The sequence below is a fragment of the Blautia wexlerae genome (assembly GCF_013300825.1).
GTDB lineage: Bacteria > Bacillota > Clostridia > Lachnospirales > Lachnospiraceae > Blautia_A > Blautia_A wexlerae_B.
On record NZ_JAAIMY010000001.1, the window covers coordinates 157,725 to 183,440 of the forward strand.

The window sequence follows — 25,716 nt, forward strand, 5'->3', positions numbered from 1 at the left end:
AAAAAGATTGACAAAGCACTGGGTGGGTGTTAAGATTAGTTTGTTAAATAAATAGCGTTTAGCGCATATGTACAGCTTATTACTACGGTAATGATTGAAGAATCGTTGGGTGAGAATCCCAAACAGGGTTCCGTTCCCTTGCAGTATATTTAGTCTGCAGTTCACTGTATTCTTGTAATGGTATTCAAAGGGAATACTATAATGCGAAGGATATGAGTGAAAGTTCAATCTGTACATTATATTCCCTGCCAGTATGGTGGGGATTTTTTTTGCACTTTGATAACTGAATATCGGAAGTCGCTTTTTATCCCTTTAGTTTTCGGAAATCCGGTGAGATACCGGTACGGTTTCATCCCCACTGTAATAAGGACGAACACTGCGAAACCATTGGAAAGATCCTTTCCGAGAAGGGCAGCAAGTAGGTTGGAACTTTAAGTCAGGAGACGGACTTTAGTAAAAATAAAAAACAAATATCTGTAGGCATAACGGAGGTTTATTTTTTGTACCATTTTTTAGGGCAGAAAGGTATCAACGTGGCTTGAAAAGGCTACGAAACGATATATTTTGCAGGATAACCTGCGAAAAAATTAAACTACATTTAATTCAAGGAGGAAACAAAATGAACATGAAAGTAAGAAAAAGTGTGATTGCATTCTTAATGGCAACAACAATGGTGGGAAGCACAGCAGTACCGGCTATGGCAGGTCAAATTACCGTAAAGATTCAGGCAACAGGATTGCAGGGAGAAAGTTCTGAAAACATAGACACAATCCTTTCTGACTCATTAGATATTGCTGACACTGGAAGTGTAACTGCTATGGACGTATTAAAAGAATTAGCAGCACCAGGTGAAGGAAAACCTGTCGAAGATATCAGAGTTATTGATGAAGAGGGAAATAAAAGAACTTATTATCGAAAGGGATTACTGGAATGGTATAAGAGCGAATACGGAAATTATATTTCTGCAATCAAATTAGACGGGCATAATAATAGTTTAGTTGGAAAATTTTTCGGCGAAAACGGAGCAGCAATTGATGAGTCATTAACGGGTAATAAAGGATTAGCCAATAATAGAGGTGCATATTTTAAACTCTTTGATTTAAATCAGACAGAAACAAACGACATGAAGGTAACTGAAAATTCAACTTGGAACAATACAGTACATTTTGCGAATTATTTATCTGAAAAAGATTACAACGATTATTCTGGTTGGATGTGTGTAATTGATAACAGTACTTATAACAATGGCGTAGATACCGTGCTTTCTGATGGAAAAGATCATACCCTTACATTAGATTTCTCTATGATGATGGGATTGGATTTAGGATTTGACAGCTATGTAAAAGCTGCTGATGGTACATGGGTTCCTGTAAGCGGATGGAATTAAACCAGATTAACACGTTAAACAATTAAACAAGATCTATAGGAATTAGACTACAAGAAATTGTAGTCTTTTTCTTGTGTATATAGGAAATCAGTATGAAAAATAATAAATGTATAAAAATTTGGCAATATATTTTGTTCGGTATAGCGCTCGTAATGATACTTATAAATTGTCGCATAGTTAAAGCAGATACCACAGAATTACGACAAAATGATAAAGGGCAATACTGCATCAGTACAGCAGAAGAATACTATTTTTTTGTAGAAAATTATCGTAATGCTCCATATAAAACAAGTACAGTTATCTTGACTAATGACATTGAAATAACAAATCAAGTAACTGGTTTGGGAACATTTTCAGGAATTTTCGACGGACAAGGGCATACTATTACATATTCTGCAACTGACAGAACTCTTAATAAAAAAGGAATTTCAGTAATTTCATTTAGCCTAGATTCCAATGGTGTACTTGAAAATCTAAAAATTAAAATAGAACAAACAAAGCTATATGTAGGGGATGTTACTTATTCAAACATAGTATTTTCAAGTAATAATGGTCTTATAAAAGGTCTTAAAGTTACTGGAAATGTAATTTTAGTATGCGATGATTTAACAACAAGATGGAATGTAGCAACGGGTATAGGAGCAGGAAGGGGAAAAGTAGAAAACTCTGAATTTTCCATCAGTTATGGTTTAGAAAGCACTATGACATCTGACGAAATAGCACAAAAAATTATTGATAAAAAAACTCTTTGGGAAATATGTCAGCTTGGAATTAAAGCTTCTTCACGTATACAATATAAAAATTGTGTAAATCATGGATGCTATAGCGAAAAAATATCTGAAATAGCAGAAAAAATATCTGAGAAATTAGACCCTGAATCAAATTTTTCAGCAGGAATATATGTAGTATATTCATTTCGTGCCAACGAAAGCTCTACAATTACAAATTGTTATTATGATAAAGATATTTTCAAAGATATTCGTGTTGTTACCGAAAAAACCAAAAGACTTTATAGCAGTAAAGAATTCCCTAATTATGAGGAATTAGGGAAAACAACTGCTGAAATGAAAGTAAAAGAAACCTATATCGGTTTCGATTTCGAAAAGGTATGGTCAATTTCACCAGATGTAAATGACGGTTATCCATACTATGATCCAAGAACAGTTGAAATAACTTTAGAGGTTCAGGCAGATGCAGAACCCAAAGTATGGAAAACCAATTATGATCGTGATTATAACCGTTTCAAAGATTATTCCACGAATTATCATTTTCCATATCGTGTTGAAATAATCGATGGCACAAAAACTAATATCTACGACGATGGTGATAATAACAAAGTTACTATAAATGGTGCAAAAATTGTCAATCAGACAGAAGAGACAAAGGAATTGATTGATAAATATGGTATCAAAGCAATATGTAATCCTGAAACAGATATTGAATCAGCTACTGTAGACACCAGCTTTTTAGGTCAGCGTCCTTTAACAGTGAAATGGATTAAAGAACCGGTTCTGCAGTTTGACGAAGGCCAGGAAGCACAGGCGGAAGAAGACGGATATACTTTCAAGATAAAAGTAATAAACGGTACTTGTGAAGTCAAAGATAATAGAGATGCAAGCGCAGCAGATGATCCGGCTAACTGGGAAACATATCTGACCAAAGCGGAAAAAGCCATCAAAATTATTCTGGATTACTGCAAAGATAAAAATGCGTTTGGACCTAAAGATTCACCTTCTTATGAAAACACAGATATCTGGGCAATCTTTACTGCAGCCAGATGTGGTTATGTTCCATATGACGATAGTACCTATTTTGACAGATGGTTTACAAATACTAAAGTTTATCTGCAGGAATTAAAAGATTCCGGATCAGATTTATCCAAATGGCAGGCAACAGATCTTTCAAAACTGATTCTTGCTATTGAAGCAATCGGATATGATCCAAGAGATATTTCTTCTGTAAATCTTCTGGATGCAGTAGGAAACAGAAATGGTGATAATTATCTTAATACGGAGTATGCGATTCATGCCATTAAATCAGGTGGCTATACCTCATCTACTTTTACTGATGATGCAATGGCAGAATGGGTACATAAAAGAGCTGAAAGTCTTCTGAATGCAGATAATGGTTCATTTTCAAATGCAGATAACACGATGAACTGGCAGCCGTTGGTTTACTGGTATGGTAAAGATGGTTTTGGAGATGTAAAGAAAGCTATTGATCAGGCATTACACAAACTTCCGGAAATTGCGCAGCGTGCAACAGGTTCTTTCTGTACCGCAGGGTTTGAAACAGGATGTATGTCCTATGGAAATAATGCATGGAATGATGCACAGGCATTGATTTTCGCATCCATCTATAATGTAAATGTATTAGACCGCAGTACAGGATTTACAAAAAATGGAAACAATCTCCTGGATGCATTCTTTGATCTGGTTGATGTGGATGGAGAGGTAGATGGAAGTATTCATGGATTTACAAATTATGATGTACCACAGATTGCTCGTGGATTAAATGCTTTTGTCCGTCAGCGTAAAGGACAAAGTAACTTTTGGGATTTCTCAGACGTAAAAGTACCAACCAAGTCCGTCAACGACATGATTCTTGCCCTTAACGATAACAGTACAAAAGAAGAAATTGAAGCAGCAAGAAACGCTTACAATGCATTAGACGAAAAACACAAAGCAATCTTTAACAAAGACACACTGAGAAAGCTTCTTGCAGCAGAGAACGGTAAAGGTGATTCTATTACAAAAGTAATCGCAGCTATTGATGCTCTGCCGGCAGCAGATAAGCTGACATTGGAGGATAAGGATGCTGTAGTAAAGGCAAGAAATCTTTACGATGCACTTGATGATGAAGCAAAATCTGTAATCTCCAATTATTCTAAGCTGACAGAAGCAGAAGCCAGGATAAAAGAACTGGAGAAGGGGCAGACACAGAAAGAAAAGGATAAAGCAGCTGCTGAGAAGGTGGTTGCGGCAATTAATGCACTTCCTTCTTCAGATGCATTAACCCTTGATCCCTATGTTCTGCAGCTTCTGGACAACATACAGGCAGAGTATAATGCACTGACTGAAGCCCAGAAAGCTTTGGTAACTAACTACAGTACCTTACAGTATTTACGAAACCTGATTCCGGATTTGAAGGCTGCAGCCGCAGTTGTAGATAAGATCAAGGCAATCGGTGAAGTGACTTCCGATAATTATCAGAAGAAACAGGCTCTTGTCATAGAAGCCAGAACCGCTTATGATGCACTGACAGCAGATCAGAAGAAACGTGTTACGAACTATGCAGAGCTTGAGAAGGCAGAATTGTTTATCAGACGCCAGAGTACAGATGCAAAAGTAAGCTATGTGATTTCCTTTATTGATGAACTGAATATCACCACATCCTCTACAGGTGCTTTGTCTGACGGACCTCTGAAATTGACAGAAAAGAATAACAACGTACCGACAGAGAAGATCTGGAATAGCTGGAAAGATTATGTGGCAAATGCAAGAGTATTATACAATACTCTTGATGATCAGCAGAAAGCTCAGGTTACAAACTTAAGTTCTCTGGAAAAAGCAGAAGGTTATCTCTATCAGCTGAAATCTGATGCACTGAAAGCAATGCTCAAGGCACTCCCGGATGCAGAGACTGTCCGCGCTTATGAAGCACCTCAGCCGACTACAGTACCTGCAGCACAGGAAGCTGTACAGTCAGAAGAGCTCCCGGCACAGGAAGTTCCGGCAGAAGGTTCTGATTTCTCAGACGGAAGCGCAGATGCATTTACTTCTGATATCAGTGAGCAGCCTGCAGCGCAGATGGATATTCAGTCATCAGAAGACATTGCAGATGTTTCGAATGAAGAGACCCCTGACTCTGTAATTGCAGATGAAACAGAAGCACCGGATACAGATTTCTCCACAGAAGAGGAAATTTCTGCAGCAGGTGATACTGCGAAACGTGCACTTACTGAAACAGAACTGAAACAGATTGCAGCAGCTAAGAATGCTTATGATCAGTTAACAGAAACAGAAGAAAAGAAATTCAGAAGTGAAAATACTGCACTGGTAGAGAACATGGAGAAGCTGATCGCCATGGCTCTGACTTATGAAAAAGGCCAGAATGAATACCAGCAGCTCTTCGCAGATGAAGCAGCTTTAATTTACGCAACTGTAAAAGACCACCCTGTAGACAGAGATTCTTATCCACAGGTTAAAGCATTCCTTGACCGTTATGCGAAAGATTATCAGGGACAGGAAAGCGCAATGGCAGGTCTGAAAGTCAAAGTCGGAAATCAGGAAATGACTTTTGCAGAAGTGATCGCTGCACTGACAGCACAGGCTGACAAGGCCGGCAAAGATATCTCTGATGCACAGCAGGCAGACGACTGGATCAGCAACCTTCCGACAGCTGTTACTAAAGAAAACATTGCAAGTGTAGAAGCAGAACTTGCAGCACTTCAGAAACTCATTGACAGCATGAGCGCAGAAGGCAAGTCCTATATGTGGAATGCAAAGCAATTAGAGTTGATCAAGACCATTGTTGCAGATTATCATATTGAACTTGCAGGCAAACAGGACGCCTTCAAAGCAGATATGCCTGCTAACCTGCAGACAAAATCCCTCAATTACAAGACAATCCAGGTAAGCTGGAGCAGTGTTGATAATGCGGACGGCTACATGGTATATCGCAGAACAGAAACAGGAAGCTGGAAGAAGATTGCAGATCAGGTAACAGATATTTCCTATAAGGATCAGAAAGCAGTTACAGGAAGAGTTTACTATTACACAGTAAGAGCTTATTCTTATACATGGGGCGGAAAGACTGTAAGCAGTTATGACAAAGATGGTGTGATTGGAAAAGCGAAGCTTGGAAAAGTAAAGATCGCAGCAACTGATTCCGAGAACTATACCACCATCCGTGTCACATGGAATAAGGTTTCCGGAGCAAACGGTTACAGAGTATACCGCTCTGCTTCAAAGGATGGCAAGTATACAGCAATTGGATCAACCGCAAAGAACAGTGCAGTTACCTTCCTTGATAAGAAAGCAGCTACAGGAACAACCTATTATTACAAAGTACGTGCTTACAGAAATGTAAATGATAAGAAGGTTTATGGAAGTTCTTCAACAGCAGTAAAGGGGAAAGCAATTCTTTCTGTCCCGGCTCTGTCTGTAGGATCTACATCCAAAACTGCAGTTCTGGAATGGAGCAAGGTAAAGGGTGCTGATGGATATCAGGTATATGCCAGTGCTTCAAAAAATGGTAAATATATCCGTATAAAAGCCACAAAAGGAACTGGCATGACAGAAGAGAAACTTGCCACAGGCAAGACCCGTTATTACAAAGTACGCGCTTACAGAAAAGTAAACGGCAAAGCAGTATACGGTTCTTTCTCTAAAGTAAAAAAAGTAGTCATTAAATAATAAAATGTCAGAATGCAATGTGTCATTATTGGCACACTGCATTCTTCCAAAAAAAGCAAAGATAATCAAAAAAAATAGTTTCTGAATGCATGAAAAGAATAATAAAAATATTTCTATTGGCTGTTTTGGCAATGTTTTTCGCAAGTTTAGCGGGTATATTCATTTCAGAAGAATTTGTATTCCATAATAATATATCAGGGATCAAAGACCTGTCAGGGATATGGCTACATACTTTTGGATGGAATTTTGTGATAAACATTGTAATAGCCATGATAATTGCTGTTAAATTCGGAAAAAAAAGATAAATAAAAATAAGGCAGATGTTATTTCTCTCCTGTCATTTTGCAGGAGAGAATCATCTGTCATTTTGTGATTTAACCGAATAATTGCTAAGCGGAGGATTTTATCCGTTTGATTGTAGAATCAGAAAAAGCGGAGGAAGCAAGTAAATGAATAAACAATGGATGGCACTGCTTCTCAGTGCAGGAATGGCAGTTACTACATGTCCTGTACCGGGAGCACAGGAGCCACCGGCAGAACAGATACATACAGAACAGGCCGAAGAAAGTTCTGCCGCAGTACACAGTGATGATTCTGACAGGGAGGGGACTGCTGCGGATGAGTTTCAGTCTGAAACAGAACCGTCCGGATCAGAAACAGAAACTGGCGCATATGAAGAAGAAACATCGGAAAATGAAAATAAGAAAGACAACGGAACCATGCTGGATATACAGACCATGTGTTCTTATATTCAGAAAGCTGCAGAAGCAGAGGAAATAGATCTGGATTCAGAGATGATCGCAGATTTCTGTCTTGCCAGTGACACTTACGACAGTCTGACAGAGGATGAGCAGGCAGCGGTGAATTCCGGGATCAGAGAGGCACTGGAAACTGTCCGGAACCGTATTGCAGCTCAGATTTCTTCTGTCAATGGAGTAACAGTAACAGGGAATCCCTGGTATGTGCAGCTTCATGTACAGGAGAGTTCTGATGGACAGCAGACAATGCAGCAGCTGTCAGAAACTTATCCGGGTACTCTGCCGCAGCTTCTTTATGACATAGAGATTTCCTATACAGATATCCGTACAGGAGAAGCATATCAACCCATGACAATGATCTCGCTGGCCTTTCCTGTACCGGAAGGGTATGAGAGCCTGACAAAACCGAGAATCCTCAGATCTGCGGAAGATTCTTTTATGGAACTGACCCCACAGATGCAGGAAGACGGAACTTTCTATCTGGACAGTGCCAGAACTTTAACGCATCTGATCGTGGCAGATTTTCCGGCAGGTCTGCAGGGAATCTCTCTTAACAGCAGCTCCATAAAGATCAACCGTGGTCAGAAACATACCCTTAAAGTAGTTCCAATACCGGAATCCGTTACGGAAAATTACAATGTTACCTGGAAGAGCAGTAATACTTCTATTGCAAAGGTAAGCAAAAAAGGAGTTGTCACAGCAGTAAAGAATGGCAAAGCTACGATCACAGCGACAGTAGCAGAGCATCCGGAGATGACAGCGACCTGTAAGGTAACTGTTATGCAGGGGGCGAATACCCTGAAGAAATCTGTCAGTCAGGTCATGGTTGAGACCAGTGCCTATATGCGTGCCACAGATACCAATCCTTCGGTAGGAAGTGAATGGTATGTGCTGGGGCTGGCAAGGGGTGGACTGAGTCTGAAGGAGAAATATTTCTCTACTTATTATAATCATACAGCAAATTATATTGAGGAAAAGAAAGGAATTCTGACCAATACTTCCAAATATACGGAGTATTCCAAGAGGGTTCTTGTACTGACTGCAGAAGGGAAGGATGCCCGTAATGTAGGCGGTTACAATCTTTTTAAATACATTTCTGATCTTAGTCTGGTAAAGGAGCAGGGATTAAATGGTCCTATCTGGGCACTTCTGGCAGTGAACTGTCATCCGGAATATTCTTTTCCTGATAATCCGTCTGCCAAAGAACAGAACTCAGAAGCTGCACTGGTAAATTTCCTGCTGCAGAGTGAGCTGTCCGGGGGTGGATGGGCTTTGATGGGAAGTAATGCGGATTCGGATGTTACAGGAATGACCTTGCAGGCTTTGGCACCATACTACCATAAAGCAGGATATGAAAATGTGACTGCTGCCATTGACCGTGGACTTGCCCGGCTGTCTGAAATGCAGAACGACAGTGGTGGTTATTCTACCATGGGAGTCGAAACAGAGGAATCCTGTGCACAGGTCATTACTGCTTTGTGCAGTCTGGGCATTGATCCGGAAACAGATTCCCGTTTTATAAAGGGCGGACACTGGACAATAGAGAATCTCATTACTTATCATATTGCAGGAAGTGGATTCATGCATGTAAAAGCAGGCGCCGGAAATAATGGCGGTGCTGCTGCAGGTACATTGGATGGTATGGCTACAGAACAGGGGTATTATGCACTGGTGGCTTATCAGCGTCTGAAAGACGGAAAAACAGGTCTTTATGATATGTCAGATGTAAGTATCAGTAAAGGGGGAAAGGGTGACGGAACCGGCACTGGTTTAAAGGAGCCGACTCCTATTCCAACTCCAACCTCTGCTCCTGCAGCAGACCCATCGGGAAGCAGCGGTAATATAAATACGAAAAAGCCCGGTGGTTCCGGTAAATCTCTGGGCGGCAAGTCATCAGGCAAAGGAAGTTCAGGCAATGCAGGAGATTCAGGAAAGAGTGCTTCTGGTAACTCTTCGGATAAGAACTCTAAAAGCAGTTCCAAAAACAGTAAATCAAAGAACAGCAAGTCAAAGAATGGTAAAAATTCCGTAGGATGGGATTTTGAGGCAGAGCCTTATGTGGAATCAGAGGAAACCTCTCTGGCGGATGACCATGCAGATGGCAGCATAGAGTCAGCAGAGGATACCGGATCCGGTGTTCTGACTTCTGATAAGAAAGAATATGGTATGATCTTTGGATTTGCAGCAGCTGGTGCTCTGGCAGGAGGTCTGGCAGGAAGCGGCATTAAAGCAGGAGTGAAAGCTCTTATACGTAAGCGGAGGAAGAAGAAATGAGCAGAAAGAAAAAGGGACTTGCTCTGTGGCTTGCATTGTTTCTGGGAGTAAGTTCCCTCACAGGCTGCGGCAGCGGAAATGACAATATGACACAGCTTTCCCAAAAGGGAGCAGAAATCATGAACAGTTCCGATGAGGAACAGGATGCAGATGTAGAACCACTAAAAACAAAGACGCAGCTTCCGGAGGATGGGATTATCACCCAGGCGCAGATGGAGACCATTGCGGGAAAAGATGAGAAGTTTTATTTTGTGGGAAAAACAGACAGTGGTATTGGATATAAATGGACCTACAATGGAAGCCAGATTCAGAATCCTGTAGAACAGAAGCTTCTGGTACAGTGTACAGAGGACGGGACAGAAGAAATAAAGAAAGCTGCCAATAATGCACCGTATGCACTGAAGGTTACACTGGAGAAGATGAACCTGGCTGCTCCGGCAAAACTGACCCTTAATCTGAAAGAAGAATGGAACGCAGATAAAGTTCTCTATTGTCTGGAAGAGAATGGAAAGATTTATCAGTTGGATACTGCGAAGATCTCTACCAGGGAAAGTGGCAAAAAGAAAGTAAAACGGACAACCCTTACTTTTAATGTAACAAAAACGGGCGGAGATTTTTATCTGATCGGAGGCTCCACCACAGGAGAAGCTGCAGACGACCAGGCGGATGATGAAACCAAAGATAATACCAAAGATAATGCAAAAGGAGAAGATACACAGTCAAAAGACAATAAATCTACCGGTAGTTCCTCAGACCAGGCAGATACAGATAGAAACCCGACCTCCGGGCAGGATGGTTCTTCTGCAGACAACAGTTCCGGGGACACATCAGGCAGCGGAGACAGTTCGGATGAAGATACAGCAATGACCTGTACCTTCTCTATCGAATGTTCTACGATCCTGAATAACTGGAATGACCTGAAGGAGTCCAAAGCAGAGTTTGTCCCTGCAGACGGATGGATCCTGTATCCTTCTGAAGTGGAATTCTATGAAGGCGAAACTGTATTTGATGTACTGAAACGTGTGTGCAATGAGGCTGGAATCCAGATGGAATCGGAATGGACTCCTATGTATAACAGTTATTATGTTTCAGGTATCAACAATCTGTATGAATTTGACTGTGGCAAGGACTCCGGATGGATGTACTGTGTTAATGGCTGGTATCCGAATTATGGATGCTCCAAGTATACGCTGGAAGACGGGGATACCGTAGAATGGCGTTATACCTGTAATCTTGGCAGGGATGTGGGGGATCAGTATTATGACTGATGCCTTCTCCAGATGCCATCCCATTTTGAATTTCTTTTATTTTGCCGTGGTGCTGGGGTTTACCATGTTTATCCAGCATCCGGTTTATCTGGCAGTGTCTTTTGTGGCTGCTACTGCATATTCCATGTGGCTGAACGGAGTGGGAAAGGTCCTGAAGATCAACTTTCTCCTGACAATTCCAAGTCTTTTGATCGTCGCACTGCTGAATCCGATGTTTAACCATTATGGAGTGACACCGCTGCTTTATATCGAGAGCAGTGGAAACTGGGTTACACTGGAAGCATTGGTATATGGAATTGTTCTGGGATGTGTGCTCTTTATCATGATCCTGTGGTTCTCCTGTTATAACCAGATCATGACCAGTGACAAATTTATCTACCTTTTCGGCAGGATCATTCCGGCAATGTCCCTGATGCTGTCCATGGCACTTCGGTTTGTACCGCATTTTATCGCACAGCTGAAAGTGATCCGCAATGGACAGAAGTGTGTGGGAATGGATGTAAGCAATGGGAAATGGTTTAAGAAAGTCAGGTATGCCTTAAATATGGTATCAATTCTTGTGACATGGGCGCTGGAAAATGCCATTGAGACAGCAGATTCTATGAAAAGCAGAGGATATGGACTGAAAGGCCGGACTGCTTTTTCTATTTATCGTTTCAATCGGAGAGATAAGATTTTGGGCGGGATGCTGGCAGTGCTTTTTGTGGTTTCCGGATACGGATGTTATCATGGCGCTGCTTTTTCCCAATATAATCCAAGAATCCTTCTGGCAGGGTTTACTATTTTCGGACGTGTCCCGAGGCAGTCCTGCAGTCCGGTACTTGCGGTCATTACGTTTATCAGTTTTGGGATTTTCTGTTTTCTGCCGCTGATGCTGGATCTCAGCGAGGAATACGCTATGAAAAAGAGCCGCAGTCATGTACACAGTGAGATGACGGTAACCTACAGACAGATTTATGAAGAACTTGCAAATGAAATGGAAGGAGAGCACAAATGAAGATAATAGAAGTGAAGAATTTTTCCTTCCGTTATGCAAATGGGGACAGGGATTCTCTGGAAAATGTAACGCTGGATGTAGAGGAAGGAACCTTTAATGTACTATGTGGTAAGAGCGGCTGCGGCAAGAGCACACTGCTGCGGCAGCTAAAATCAGATCTGGCCCCTTATGGCAGCAAATCTGGACGGATCTGCTATTATGGTCAGAATCTGACTGAGATTGATCACAGACAGCAGAGTCAGGAGATCGGATATGTATTACAGAATCCGGAGAACCAGATTGTAACAGATAAAGTCTGGCATGAACTGGCTTTTGGACTGGAGAGTCTGGGATACGATACGCCGTCTATCCGTCTCAGGGTAGCAGAGATGGCAAGTTATTTCGGCATCCATCAGTGGTTTTATAAAAATGTGTCGGAACTTTCCGGAGGGCAGAAACAGTTATTGAATCTGGCAGCGATTATGGCCATGCATCCAAAACTTCTGATTCTGGATGAACCTACGTCTCAGCTGGATCCGATTGCTGCCTCTGACTTTCTGGAAACTGTGCGGAAGATCAACAGGGATATTGGTACAACTGTAATCCTTACAGAGCATCGTCTGCAGGATGTGATTCCCTGGGCAGACAAAGTATATGTAATGGATAAGGGCAGTCTGCTCACACAGGGAACTCCACGGGAAATCGGAGAATTTCTGAAAAAGGAACATCATGGAATGTTTTTGTCCATGCCGGTTCCCATGCAGATCTATGCGGAAGTAGAAAGTGATCTGCCGTGCCCGCTGACAGTCCGTGAGGGCAGAAACTGGATTACACAGGTGATGCAGAAAGCACGACATGACAAACTGGAACAAGTGTGCCATGACCGGGAACAACTGTTGAATGAGAGTTATCATGACGAAATGAATGTCGAAAAACATGACAGAGCTTTCGAAAAAAATAATGAATTCGAATCTACAAAAACGGATGATTTTACACAGAATAGCTCAACAGATATAAATATAGACACAAATGAGGTCAACTCAAAAAGCAACAGTAAATTACATAAAACATTAAATACTCTTAGAAGTAAGATACCTCATATGTCGAAAGAATTTGAAACTCCTGCAATTCAGGTAAAAGATGTATGGTTTCGGTATGAAAAGGATGGCAGAGATGTGGTGCAGGATCTGAATCTGGAGGTGAAGCAGGGAGAATTCTATGCATTGGTTGGCGGAAACGGAACAGGAAAGAGCACAACGTTATCCCTGATCAGTCGTGTCCGGGCTCCGTATCGCGGAAAAATCCTGTTAAATGGCGTTGATATCCGCAGGTATACAGATACTCAGCTCTACAGAGGCTATCTGGGTGTCCTGCCGCAGAATCCCCAGAGTATGTTTATCCGAAAGACAGTCCGGGAAGATCTGTATTCCATCATCGGCGGGGCAAAAGAGAAGAAATCTCCGGAATATACAGCTTCTATGAAGAAGGCAGAAGCCATCGAAGGGATCGTAAGCCTGACCAGACTGGAAGGGCTGCTGGATCGTCATCCTTATGATCTAAGCGGAGGAGAACAGCAGCGTCTGGCACTGGCAAAAGTACTTCTTTTGCAGCCACGGCTTCTTTTGATGGATGAACCAACCAAGGGGCTGGATGCAGAGTATAAACAGGAACTGGGGGAAATCCTTAAGAAACTTCAGGAGCATGGCATCACGATCTTTATGATCTCCCATGATGTGGAATTTGTAGCAGAGTATGCAGACAGGGTTGGTCTGTTTTTCCAGGGAAATGTGGTGACCAGCAAACCGGCGGCAGAATTTTTTGCAGGAAACAGTTTCTACACTACTGCTGCAAACCGTATGGCGAGACATTACTTTCCTGATGCAGTTACCGGAAAGGAGGTGGCTGCGTGCTTGAAGGAAAGGCTTTAGACCAGTTTATGGATCGATTCTGGGGAGAAACCCGGAATGAACAGCTTTTAAAATCCGGAAAGTCCGTGGTGGAACAAAGTTCTCTGGCAGACACTTCCGAAGACGATCTGGAAGAATATGAGTTGAAAGAGGATGGCATCATTATTCAGCCTATACACAAAGGAAAGATCGAGAAGCGTACCTGGATCGGACTGGTCATGTTTCTGGCATTTGTGCCACTGGTGCTTTTTATCCTGGTACATAAGTTTCATGGCAAACATGATGTTATCATCAGCCTGTTAGTGCTTGCCTATTCCATGATTCCATTTTTTATGGTATTTGAGGGGCGGCATCCACAGGCAAGAGAGATTATGGTCATTGCTGTAATGGCCGCCCTTGGAGTGGCAGGCAGAAGCGCTTTCTTTATGATTGGAAGCTTTAAGCCTATCGCCGCTATCGTAATCCTTACCGGAGTATCCTTAGGCGGTGAGGCAGGATTCCTTTGCGCCTGTCTGATCATGATGATCTCAAATATGTTTTTCGGGCAGGGACCCTGGACTCCGTGGCAGATGTTCTCCTATGGAATGATCGGATATCTGGCTGGAATTCTTTTTCAGAAAGGGATTCTCAAAGCCAGAAAGATTGATCTGTGTATCTACGGATTCCTGAGTGTGTTTCTGATCTTTGGAGGAATTATGAACCCGGCATCTATCCTGATGGCTTATGGACGGATCACTAAGAAAAGTCTGATCGCATTTTATATCTCGGGTGCACCGGTGGATCTGGTACAGGCAACTTCTACAGTGATTTTCCTGTGGATCTTAAGCAGACCTCTGCTGGAGAAACTGGAAAGAGTAAAAAGAAAATACGGGCTGCTGCAGCGGCCCGAAAATAAGGAGGAAAATGAAAATGACAAAGAATAAGTTGTTACAGGCTGTGAAAGGCCTGACTCTGGCAGCCGGAATGGCTGTTGGAATCTTTGCACTTGGACAGACAGATGTCCTGGCAGACACTCTGACTCTGACAGTGGAAAAGAATACTATCGGACAGGGTATGATTCTGGAACCTACACAGGTAGAATTTTCCAAAGGGGAAACCTGTGCAGATGTTTTGCTGCGTGGATTAAGCGAAAATGGGATCACACCCCTTTATGACACAAATTCAAGCTATGGTTTTTATCTCAGGGGAATTGCAAACTGTGACAGTGGCAGCCTGAATACGCCGGAATGTATCAAGAGAGTTCTGGCGGAAACATCTACATGGACAGGAGAGCCCTATAAGCTGACAGGAAATAAATATTCTCCGGATCTGACAGAGTTTTCCTATTGTTCAGCTTCTGGCTGGACTTATACTCTTGATAATGTATTTATGGGTGTAGGCATGGGGGCAAGCCATCCTTCAGACGGAAGTGTACTTCGTGTCATGTTTGCCCTGTGTGGCGGTACGGATATCACCGGCTGTGATCCGTATAACAATAATAAACAGATTTTTGAAGCCGCAGATAAAAGCGAGCTGATCCGTATGATGGGAAAAGCCAATGCGGAGCGTTCCAGATGGTCACAGGCCAGCGGTTTCTCCGGAGCCTATGCTGAGGCAGACAGCGCACTGACTACTCTGGATGCTTCTGCAAACAGGGTTTATGAAGCAACCCAGCTGCTGAAGGCCGTTGAGGCCGGGCTTCCGGCATCACCAAAGCATATTACTTTGAATGCTTCTGAGCTTTCTCTTTCCAAAGGGGACAGCTATACCCTGACTTATACACTCCTTCCTTCTGATTCAGTGGGAACAGTAACCTGGAATTCCTCCAACAGTTCTGTTGCAAGGGTAAATGACGGAGTGGTAACAGCAGCAGGGGAGGGTTCGGCAGTTATCACTGCCAGGGTTTCCGGAAGTGTTTATGCAACCTGTAATATTTCCGTATCTTCCAGACCGGTTGACATTACAGGTATCAGCATTTCCCCGTCAAGCCTGGCGCTTTCAACAAAAAGTGGTTCCAGAACACTGGATTATACCATTTCTCCAAATGGCGCGAAACCTTCTTCCCTGAACTGGGCATCTTCAAATACTGCAGTGGCAGCTGTTGACGGAAACGGAAAGGTAACTCCTGTTGGCACAGGCTCAGCAGAGATTACCCTGACTTCTGATAATGGTACCAAGGGTACCTGTCAGGTAACGGTAACTGCCCCTGCGGAGGGGATTACTCTCAGTGATAAGACTCTGACCCTGGCAATTGACAGTGGAGCTCATGCACTGACATGGACCTTCAGCCCTCAGGGAAGTGGTGGAGAGCTGGTATGGACTTCTGACAATGTACATGTTGCAAAGGTGGATCAGAAAGGAGTTGTCACACCGCTTTCTGTAGGTGAGACAGATATCCGCGTAAAAACAGATCAGAATGTAACAGCTGTGTGCCATGTAGTGGTAAAAGGTACTGCAAAGGATCTTTTTGCAGCAGGAATGCCGACTGTGAAAGCATGCAAGGCTTCCGGAAATACAGTAATGATTACCTGGGATAAATATGATGCTGCAGATTCCTATCTGATCCTCAGACGCAGGATGGGAGAGAGCCGGTTTACACAGATTGCGGAGACAAAAGAGCTTACTTACACAGATGCCAGGACAGTAGGGGATACTCTCTATTATTACAGTGTACAGGCTGTTTCAGGCAAATGGGGCAATGCTGTGAGGAGCAGCTACGACAAGAATATCTCAGTAAAAACACAGACAACAACGCCGCAGCCGACACCGGGACAGACTGTAAAGCTCAAAACACCTGCTGTAACCGTAACAGCCGGAAAGAAACAGGCAAAGCTGAAATGGAAAAAGATAAGCAATGCCCAGGGCTATGTTGTATATCGTGCAACATCCAAAAACGGAAAATATAAAGCAGTCTCAACAATTAAAAAAGGAAGCACAGTTTCTTATACCAATAAGAAGCTTACTTCTAAGAAAACCTATTATTACAAGGTACGTGCCTACCGTGTGGTAAATGGGAAAAAGGTTTACAGTGGTTATTCTAAGGTGAAAGGCGTGAAGATTAAATAACAGTTTGAAAAGGATTATGGAAGGGGCTGTCGGGAAATAGATAGTTCTAAGAGAGGGAGGGTGTGACTCATACCGATTCACACCCTCCCCCAATTTTTTATCAAAAAAAGAAAAAATGGCTAACGACAACCATCTTTCTCTCCGTTACATGTTATAATTTAACTATGCTAACAACTATAGCAATCCTCTAAAATAATGCATCTTAATCCAGTCCATCAGAGTGTGAAATCCTGCGTCAGATATCTTTGCCGTGCGTCAGCACGCCTGCAGATATCTTTCTTGTCTTTCGCACTCTGCTGAACTGTCTTAAATGCATTATTTACGAGGATTACTATAATTATTATACCGACTTTTTTGAATTAGGGCAACAGAAAATTAACTTTAGTTTCTATGAATTGAGTTTACCCGACGACGATCCATTTTCTACCCTGAAAAAAGTGATGGAGGATTTAGATTTTTCTGACCTGCTGGATTCTATCGAGCTGACTTTTACCAGATATAATACATTTTTGCAGGAGAATGGTTATGGGCTAAAGTATGATATCGGGAATGCGCAGATGTTTGTGATCGAAGGAATGGATAAAGTCCGCAGTGTAATAGAAAAGAACCGAAAAAGGAAGCTGTCAAAGCATAAGAAACTCGCAAATAATACAGTTATTGAGATTGATAACTGCTCTCCGCTTGAGATCCTGAAACTGCAGGATCATGAGAAACGTAAAACACGTGCATATGCAGAAGATATTAGCAAATATTACAATATGAAGGTTGAGGTGTTTGAAGATGAGCAGTTTTATATCTGCCATGACGGACGTGAATTACGTCACATAAGAACGGAAACCAAAGAGCAGAATGGTGATACCCAGACCTTTGAAGTATACAGCTGCGCCGATTGCAGTGGATGCGAACATAAAGCACGCTGTCTGTATAAATATAATGCCGAAAAAGATACTGAAAGAAACAAGGTAATGAAGATCAATGAGCAGTGGGAAGAACTGCGTGAAAAATCCCATGCAAACATCCAAAGTGAGCGTGGGATCCTGAAACGGCAGACACGTTCGATCCAGACAGAAGGACATTTCGGTGATATCAAAGAAAACGAAAACTTTAGGCGTTTTAATTACCGTTCTGCAGATAAAGTGTACAAAGAATTCATGTTGTATGCAATCGGAAGGAATATAAATAAATACTGTCGTTTTCTCAATGAAAAATTAAAGAAGTTTGAGGGAAAAACAGTTTGATCAAAAGTGTAGCTGTAAAAATCCAGACAAGGGATTTTTGCGGCCAAAAATAAATTTCATCTTTCATAGAAAAAAGGATCCCTTGCAAGGTAGAAGGCTAACAAGCCTCGTCCTTACAGGGATCCTTTCAATTACTACTGAGGATGCCGAAATGTGGTATTAACCGACAGCCCCTTCTTTTTATGTGCAAAAAATAATTACGGAAATTGTCAGACAGACTTAAAAAAGATACGATAATATGGTAAGATAAAACAGACGATATAAATATCGGAATGTGAGGTTTATAAAATGAATGATACAGGAATCAGACCGGAAGTTATAGAAGAAATCCGAAACCTTGCGCAAAAATATGATATTGAAAAAGTAATTCTTTTTGGTTCGAGAGCAAGAGGGGATTTCAGAAGAACAAGTGATATAGATATTGCAGTCACAGGAGGAGATTTTGCAAGGTTTGCGTTAGATGTGGATGAAGAGACAAGTACTCTTCTGGAGTATGATATTGTAAATCTTGATCGTGACATGCAGGATGAATTAAGAGAATCTATAGAGAAGGAAGGGAGGATTTTGTATGAGAAAATATGAGAATTTCTGCAATGCACTGTCTAACATGAAAGATATTTATAATTATGAAGAGCCATATGATAATGTAGTGATTACCGGACTTGTAGGATTATATGAAATTTGTTTTGAGCAGTCATGGAAAATGATGAAAGAAATACTGGAGATTCATGGATATGCGGAGGGAGCAACAGGTTCACCGAAAATCATTCTGAAGACTGCCTATAAAGCAGGAATGATAAGAGATGAGGAGCAGTGGCTTCGTGCATTGCAGGCAAGAAATAATGTTACACATTCTTACAATCAGAAAATTGCGTTAGGAATTATAGCTGATGCAAAAGAAGAGTTTTATCAGATGTTTTGCGAACTAAAAACAGAGATAGAAGAAAATTGGCTGTAATAATCAGCGAAGGTATAGAAAGCGAAAGGAAGTATCCATTATGGGACAGATACACAATATTGAAAAACTGACAGATTGTAAATTTTTAAATTTGTACCATTTAAATGCAACAAGCATTCACAACACTCCTGTGTCATATTTCGTGGCATCCCGTGCGAAGAGTATTAACGAATTAAAGATAAAAACAGGTAAAAACACTCCGGATGGCGTGATCATTTACAGTCTTTATGGGGAAAAGAGAGACAGAGTTGTATTAGTACGTCAGTACAGATACGCAATTGGCGGATATATCTACGAATTCCCGGCAGGTCTGGTAGAACCGAACGAAGAATTCCATGAGGGTGCAGTAAGAGAAATGTACGAGGAAACAGGAATGAAATTCACACCTCTGAAAGTAGATCCTGCATTTGAGAAACCTTATTTCACAACGGTTGGCATGACAGATGAATCCTGCGCAACTGTTTACGGATATGCGGAAGGTGAGATCAGCAAAGATGCACAGGAAGACACCGAAGAAATAGAAGTTGTACTTGCTGACAGAGAAGAAGTAAAGAGGATTCTGCGTGAAGAAAATGTAGCGATCATGTGTGCATATCAGCTTATGCATTTCCTTCAGGATGAAGAACCTTTTGCATTTTTGAAGGAAGAACTTTAACCAAATCAGGCAAGTAGCGAAGCGGATGATTTTATCTGCTTGACTAAGGAGAATTAAGGGAGGATTAAAATAATGGCAAAATGGCAGAGAAGCTTTTTCCAGCCTGTGCTTCCGTTGGGAGAGGATGGACGGAGAGTTACAGGAAGTAAAGAACACATTGCACTTTCCAGAATGGCAGCAGGAGAGGGAATGGTTCTTCTGAAAAACGAGAAAAATACACTTCCGATCCGGAGAGGGACGAAAGTCGCACTCTTTGGTAAGGGTACTGTAGACTACGTAAAAGGCGGCGGAGGAAGCGGCGATGTAACTGTAGAATACATCCGTAATCTTTATGAGGGCATGAAGATTAAAGAGGATGAGGGGAAAGTAGAAGTTTTCGATAAACTTGCGAAATATTATGCGGAAGATATTCAGAAACAGTACGAAGATGGTGCAGTACCGGGTATGACAGTTGAGCCGGAGCTTCCGGATGAACTTCTGAATGAAGCGCGAGAATATACAGATACTGCAATAATTACCATCTGTCGTTTCTCAGGCGAAGGATGGGACAGAAAATGTGAAGCTGCACAGGACGGATACGTTCTTGACGGAGAGGAAAAAAGAAACTCCGAGCTGTCAGCGAAGATTTTTGAAAACGGTGATTTCTGCCTGACAAATGCAGAGAATATCATGGTAGAGAAAGTAAAGAAAGCATTCACACATGTAATCGTAGTGATGAATGTTGGCGGTATCGTGGACACGAAATGGTTCAGAGACTGCGATGAGATCCAGTCAGTACTGATGGCATGGCAGGGCGGTATGGAAGGTGGTCTTGCAACAGCAGATATACTTTGTGGTGATGTTAATCCATCCGGTAAATTATCCGATACTTATGCAAAAGATCTGGAAGATTATCCATCCACAGCAAACTTCCATGAGTCTGCATTCTATGTAGATTATACAGAAGATATTTATGTAGGATACCGTTACTTTGAGACAATTCCGGGTGCAGCGGAGAGAGTAAATTATCCGTTTGGATTTGGACTTTCCTACACAGATTTCGACTGGAAGGTGACAGGTGCTTCCGAAGAAAACGGTGTGATCACAGTCCTTACAGAAGTAACCAATACTGGAAAAACAGCGGGAAAAGAAGTTATCCAGCTCTATTACGGAGCACCACAGGGTAAACTCGGAAAGCCTGCGAAAGTACTGGGGGCATTCAAAAAGACCAGCATTCTTCAGCCGGGTGAACGACAGATTCTTACCCTGAAACTTCCTGTAAATCAGATGGCGTCTTACGATGATCTGGGCAAAGTATGCAAGTCTGCATATGTTCTGGAAGCAGGAGAATATGCAATCTATATTGGTACAAACGTAAGAGATGCAGCGAAGATTGACTTTACATATGTAGTAAAAGAAGATACAGTAACTGAGCAGTTAAGCCGGAAGGCAGCACCATATCATCTTCAGGAACGTATGCTTGCGGACGGTTCTTATGAGGAACTTCCACAGCGTGAATATGTGGAAGAAGAAGGACTTCCGAGACAGGATAAATATGCCATCGGTCTTCCATGCCCTGATACAAGAGGACAAAAAGGAATAGACTTTCTTGATTTTCTTGATTCCAAGGGAGTTCACTTCTCTGATGTAGCAGATGGTAAAATGACATTGGATGAGTTTATGGATATCCTGACATTGGATGACTGTATCAATCTCCTTGGCGGACAGCCAAACACAGGATGTGCCAATACATTTGGAATGGGAAATCTTCCGGAATACGGAGTCCCGAATGTGATGACTGCAGACGGACCAGCCGGACTTCGTATTCTTCCGAAATGCGGAGTGAACACAACTGCCTGGCCATGTGCCACACTTCTTGCCAGCACCTGGGATGAAGAACTGGTAGAGAAAGTTGGTAAAGCAGGAGCGGAAGAAGTAAAAGAAAATAATATCAGTATCTGGCTTACTCCTGCCTGCAACATTCACAGAAGCCCGCTCTGTGGCCGTAACTTTGAGTATTATTCTGAAGATCCGTACCTTGCAGGAAAGACAGGGGCAGCTATGGTAAGAGGCATCCAGTCTCAGCATATTGGAGCAAGTGTAAAGCATTTTGCAGCCAATAATAAGGAGACAAACCGTAAGGATTCTGATTCCAGAGTATCAGAGAGAGCACTCCGTGAGATTTATCTGAAACAGTTTGAGATCATTGTAAAAGAGGCTCATCCATATACAATTATGTCCTCCTATAACCTGATTAACGGCATCCACGCCTCAGAGAACAAAGAACTCCTGACAGGTATTCTCCGGGATGAATGGGGATTCGACGGACTGGTTACAACAGATTGGTGGACATTCGGAGAACACTACCGCGAGACAAAAGCAGGAAACGATATCAAGATGGCAGCAGGATATCCGGAACGCATAAAAGAAGCATATGAAAAAGGGCTTATTACTGAAGCAGAAATCCGTCTCAGCGCAAGAAGAATCCTGAATATGATTCTGAAAATTGACTGATGAGTATCATTAATATTTTATACAGGAGCAAAAAAAGATAATGGATGAGCGTAAACGAAGTTTACGAAAAGAAATAGTCAGGCTGGCACTTCCGATTGCACTTCAGCAGTTCATGACAGTCCTGGTCGGAGCATGTGATGCGATCATACTGGGAAAGTTAAGTCAGGATGCCATGTCAGCCGTATCACTGTTCCTCTGGGATGCATCTGCGCATTTATTCTGAAACTGCCGGTTATGGTTGTCTACTTTGTACTCAATCTGGACGAGATCATTAAACTGCCGGTGGTCTATAAACATTATAAGAAATATAAATGGATTAAGAATCTTACATAATTTTACACGCTTCACAGGCACATATACCGGATATCCGGGACTATGTGCCTGTTTTTTCTTAATGATATTTATGCATCCGTGCATAATAGCTGATGCATAAGATCACAGTGGCTCCGCTCCATGCTGCAATTTCTGCAAAGAAAATACCGTCCTGTCCGATAAAATGGGGAAGAATCAGTGCAGCACTGATACGCATGACAAATTCAGCCATACCACTTACCATAGGCATTAAGGTATCTCCCAGCCCCTGAAGTGCAGATCTGTACACGTACAGGAAGTACAAAACCCAGAGCATGGCAGCCATAATAGAGAGGTATTTAAAAGCAATTGCAAGTACCTGCTGTGTCTGCTGTGGTTCACCTGAGATGAAAAGTGAGAGAATATTTTTTCCAAATAAAAACATGGCAGCAGAAATGATCAGTGAGGTAAGCAGGGAAAGCAGCATACTGCTGCGGACGCCTTTTCTGATCCTGTCAATCTTTCCGGCCCCCAGATTCTGACCTACATAAGTAACGATGGCATATCCATAGGAAATAGCAGCCATTTCCAGCAGACCATAAAGCTTGTTTGTAGCTGTAAATCCTGCCACAAAAAGGAAACCGTAGCCATTGATCACATACTGGACTACCAGACCACCCACACCGATGATGATATTCTGAAATACAACAGGAATACCAAGCTTCATCAGGCGGGCATTCATGCCGGAGGCAGGCATAAAATCTGCTCTGGTCAGATGAACAATATCAATTCTGCGTAAAATCAGAAAACAGTAAATTGCAGAGAAGCTCTGTGCGATCACAGTTGCGATTGCTGCTCCTGCCACACCCCATCCGAAGCCTGCCACAAAAAGGATGTCCAGTGAGACATTCAGCACAGATGCGATGATCATTGCGGTCAGCGGTGTTTTACTGTTTCCCATAGCCCTTAGAGCAGAGGCAAACATATTATAGGCTGCTGTGGCGGGGATTCCACAGAAAATGATGCGCAGATATAACAGAGACATTCCGATAATATTGGAAGGTGTATGCAGCCCTGTTAATACCAGCGAAGCAAATGACTGGCTGAGAATCAATACTCCGGCTGCGATGAATGCGGTCAGCCGGTAACTGTGTGCCAGAGATTTACGCAGATTTTCGAAATCTTTTGCCCCATAATACTGGGAGAGTTGAATAGAAAATCCCTGAGTGAGTCCTGTGGATATTCCTGTGACAACCCACATCAGAAAGTCAACAGCACCCAGTGCGGCAAGAGCCTCCACACCTGCAACCTGGCCAACAACCATGGTATCCACCATTGTATAAAGCTGCTGACAGATATTTCCCAGCATCAGGGGAATTGCAAAAAGAATGATCAACCGTCCCGGTGAACCGGAGGTCATATCCTGAATCTTGGTTTTCATTAGTATAAAAGTTCCTTTCCGGAGCATATTTAAAAAAGTTTAGAAATGATTATTCGAATATGCCCTGATATTTACATTAATAATTTTACATCATTAACGTGAAAAATGAAATATAATATTTCATCAGAATGATATAAATTTATCGTTACTGTTCACTCCGTTCACAGTAACTTAGCCAAAATTCATTCCAGATTGCCTGCGGCAATGGAATTTTGGCTTGTAGGTCTCGGGATTTTGGCATATTCATGCCAAAACACCTCGCGGGATAGTGGCGTGTGAACAGTAACAATTTATCTGTTATTGTAGATATATTAACTGAATCAGCTGAATAAGTTAAGTCCCCTGCCTCAATTGCAAAAAGCAACATACTCTGCAGAGACAATGGCTATTTACAAATATGACAATAACAGGTATCATTCTTTTATAAATACATTAATAAAAGAAGGTAGAAACAGAATGAGCGGACTGGAAAAGAAATTTGCTACGAAATCAAAAATCGTAAATTATATTATAAATAGAGAATCCACATCAAAAGTGGAAATATCCAAAGAACTGAATCTGAGTATGCCAACAGTTCTGTCTAATGTAAAAGATTTATTGGAAAAAGGTATCATAATAGAAATTGGAGAATATGAATCCACAGGAGGAAGAAAGGCTAAAAGTATTGGAATCAATCCATCCTATCGTTATGCAATGGGAATTGTGATCACTGCAAATCATCTGGGAATGGTGCTGGTAAATCTGAAGTATGAGATTGTGAAATCAGAGCGGATCCGTCTGAAATTTGTATCTGATATGTCATACTGCAGTCAGGTGGCAGATTTTGCGGCGAAATTTCTGGATCATATGAATGATGCAGAACAGAAAGAAAAGCTTCTGGGTGTTGGAATCTCTATTCCGGGAATCATTAATCAGGAGCAGAAACTGGTGATAAAATCCCACGCACTGAAACTTGAAAACTATAGTCTCAGTTTCCTGGAACAGGCATTTTCTGTCCCGGTTTATTTTTCAAATGATGCCAATGCGGCAATGATGGCAGAAGATATGAACATCTATCAGAATGCAATTTACCTTTCGTTGAATCAGACTCTTGGCGGTGCATTTTGCATAGGGGGAAATTTGTTTTCCGGAGAAAATCAGAAGGCCGGAGAATTTGGACATATGATACTTGTACCTCAGGGCCGCAAGTGTTATTGTGGAAAATCTGGTTGTGCAGATGCTTATTGCGCTGCAGGCGCACTTGTTGGTGAGTCAAAGGATTCTGTGGAACAGTTTATGCAGCTGCTTCAAAACAATGATGAAAAGGCAGAGAAAAAATGGGAAGAGTATCTTGATTATCTTGCAATTCTGATTTCAAATCTGCGCATGGCATATGATATGGATATCATTCTTGGAGGTGAAATGGGTGGATATCTCTCAGATTATATGATACCTCTTGGGGAAAAAGTAATGAAGTATAATGGATTTGATCATGATCTGAGATATCTGAAAAACTGTTCTTATAAGAAAGAAGCCTCAGCTGTAGGTGCAGCAAAGCATTTCCTGCAGGATTTTATCGGAAAGATATAGATTTGCCTATAATCTGCCGATATATCATAGTAAAAAAAT

General features: G+C 41.9%; 16 protein-coding genes, 1 pseudogene and 1 riboswitch. Of the genes and pseudogenes, 16 read left to right on the forward strand and 1 reads right to left on the reverse strand.

Annotation, left to right across the window (positions count from 1 at the left end):
* Window positions 1–277 precede the first annotated feature (277 nt).
* Window positions 278–468: riboswitch (cobalamin riboswitch) on the forward strand.
* A 151-nt stretch (window positions 469–619) separates the two neighbouring features.
* From G4417_RS00670 to G4417_RS00740, 15 genes and pseudogenes are all read left to right on the forward strand, one after another.
* Window positions 620–1,387: a hypothetical protein gene (locus G4417_RS00670; RefSeq protein WP_117844734.1), complete on the forward strand. Its 768-nt coding sequence runs from the start codon at window positions 620–622 to the stop codon at window positions 1,385–1,387.
* Window positions 1,388–2,451: 1,064 nt separating this feature from the next.
* Window positions 2,452–6,804, forward strand: coding sequence for a hypothetical protein (locus G4417_RS00675; protein WP_173682273.1), 4,353 nt, complete (start codon window positions 2,452–2,454; stop codon window positions 6,802–6,804).
* An 89-nt stretch (window positions 6,805–6,893) separates the two neighbouring features.
* Window positions 6,894–7,109: a hypothetical protein gene (locus G4417_RS00680; RefSeq protein WP_055054041.1), complete on the forward strand. Its 216-nt coding sequence runs from the start codon at window positions 6,894–6,896 to the stop codon at window positions 7,107–7,109.
* Between the two features lie 144 nt (window positions 7,110–7,253).
* Window positions 7,254–9,836 carry an Ig-like domain-containing protein gene (locus tag G4417_RS00685; RefSeq protein WP_179969968.1) on the forward strand — a complete coding sequence of 861 codons (2,583 nt, stop codon included), beginning with the start codon at window positions 7,254–7,256 and terminating at the stop codon, window positions 9,834–9,836.
* Window positions 9,833–11,104 carry a DUF4430 domain-containing protein gene (locus G4417_RS00690; protein WP_243872036.1) on the forward strand — a complete coding sequence of 424 codons (1,272 nt, stop codon included), beginning with the start codon at window positions 9,833–9,835 and terminating at the stop codon, window positions 11,102–11,104. Before G4417_RS00685 ends, G4417_RS00690 begins: the two co-directional genes overlap by 4 nt.
* Complete coding sequence (locus G4417_RS00695) at window positions 11,079–12,101, forward strand: energy-coupling factor transporter transmembrane component T (RefSeq protein ID WP_243872045.1); 1,023 nt, start codon at window positions 11,079–11,081, stop codon at window positions 12,099–12,101. The genes G4417_RS00690 and G4417_RS00695 overlap by 26 nt, the downstream gene beginning before the upstream one ends.
* Window positions 12,098–14,008, forward strand: coding sequence for an ABC transporter ATP-binding protein (locus tag G4417_RS16810; protein ID WP_055052728.1), 1,911 nt, complete (start codon window positions 12,098–12,100; stop codon window positions 14,006–14,008). Before G4417_RS00695 ends, G4417_RS16810 begins: the two co-directional genes overlap by 4 nt.
* Window positions 13,987–14,910 carry an ECF transporter S component gene (locus G4417_RS00705; protein WP_070100092.1) on the forward strand — a complete coding sequence of 308 codons (924 nt, stop codon included), beginning with the start codon at window positions 13,987–13,989 and terminating at the stop codon, window positions 14,908–14,910. The genes G4417_RS16810 and G4417_RS00705 overlap by 22 nt, the downstream gene beginning before the upstream one ends.
* Window positions 14,897–17,032, forward strand: coding sequence for an Ig-like domain-containing protein (locus G4417_RS00710; protein WP_055052727.1), 2,136 nt, complete (start codon window positions 14,897–14,899; stop codon window positions 17,030–17,032). Before G4417_RS00705 ends, G4417_RS00710 begins: the two co-directional genes overlap by 14 nt.
* A 464-nt stretch (window positions 17,033–17,496) precedes the next feature.
* A pseudogene (locus G4417_RS00715) lies at window positions 17,497–18,270 on the forward strand (transposase); the annotation flags it as partial.
* A gap of 288 nt (window positions 18,271–18,558) precedes the next feature.
* Window positions 18,559–18,852 (forward strand): nucleotidyltransferase family protein, encoded by a 294-nt coding sequence (locus tag G4417_RS00720; protein WP_008706339.1) that lies wholly within the window; start codon window positions 18,559–18,561, stop codon window positions 18,850–18,852.
* Window positions 18,839–19,228 carry an HI0074 family nucleotidyltransferase substrate-binding subunit gene (locus G4417_RS00725; RefSeq protein WP_008706340.1) on the forward strand — a complete coding sequence of 130 codons (390 nt, stop codon included), beginning with the start codon at window positions 18,839–18,841 and terminating at the stop codon, window positions 19,226–19,228. The genes G4417_RS00720 and G4417_RS00725 overlap by 14 nt, the downstream gene beginning before the upstream one ends.
* 40 nt (window positions 19,229–19,268) lie before the next feature.
* Window positions 19,269–19,883, forward strand: a complete 615-nt coding sequence (locus tag G4417_RS00730; RefSeq protein WP_173682275.1) for an NUDIX hydrolase — start codon at window positions 19,269–19,271, stop codon at window positions 19,881–19,883.
* Between the two features lie 72 nt (window positions 19,884–19,955).
* Window positions 19,956–22,376 (forward strand): glycoside hydrolase family 3 protein, encoded by a 2,421-nt coding sequence (locus G4417_RS00735; protein ID WP_173682276.1) that lies wholly within the window; start codon window positions 19,956–19,958, stop codon window positions 22,374–22,376.
* Window positions 22,377–22,416: 40 nt separating this feature from the next.
* Window positions 22,417–22,599 (forward strand): hypothetical protein, encoded by a 183-nt coding sequence (locus tag G4417_RS00740; protein WP_173682277.1) that lies wholly within the window; start codon window positions 22,417–22,419, stop codon window positions 22,597–22,599.
* 168 nt (window positions 22,600–22,767) lie between these two features.
* Here the strand turns inward: G4417_RS00740 and G4417_RS00745 are convergent, their stop codons facing one another.
* On the reverse strand, window positions 22,768–24,108 hold the full coding sequence (locus G4417_RS00745; RefSeq protein ID WP_173682278.1) for an MATE family efflux transporter: 1,341 nt from the start codon (window positions 24,106–24,108) through the stop codon (window positions 22,768–22,770).
* A gap of 456 nt (window positions 24,109–24,564) precedes the next feature.
* On the opposite strand from G4417_RS00745, the gene G4417_RS00750 reads away from it, so the two are divergent.
* Window positions 24,565–25,677: an ROK family transcriptional regulator gene (locus G4417_RS00750; RefSeq protein WP_173682279.1), complete on the forward strand. Its 1,113-nt coding sequence runs from the start codon at window positions 24,565–24,567 to the stop codon at window positions 25,675–25,677.
* Window positions 25,678–25,716 lie beyond the last annotated feature (39 nt).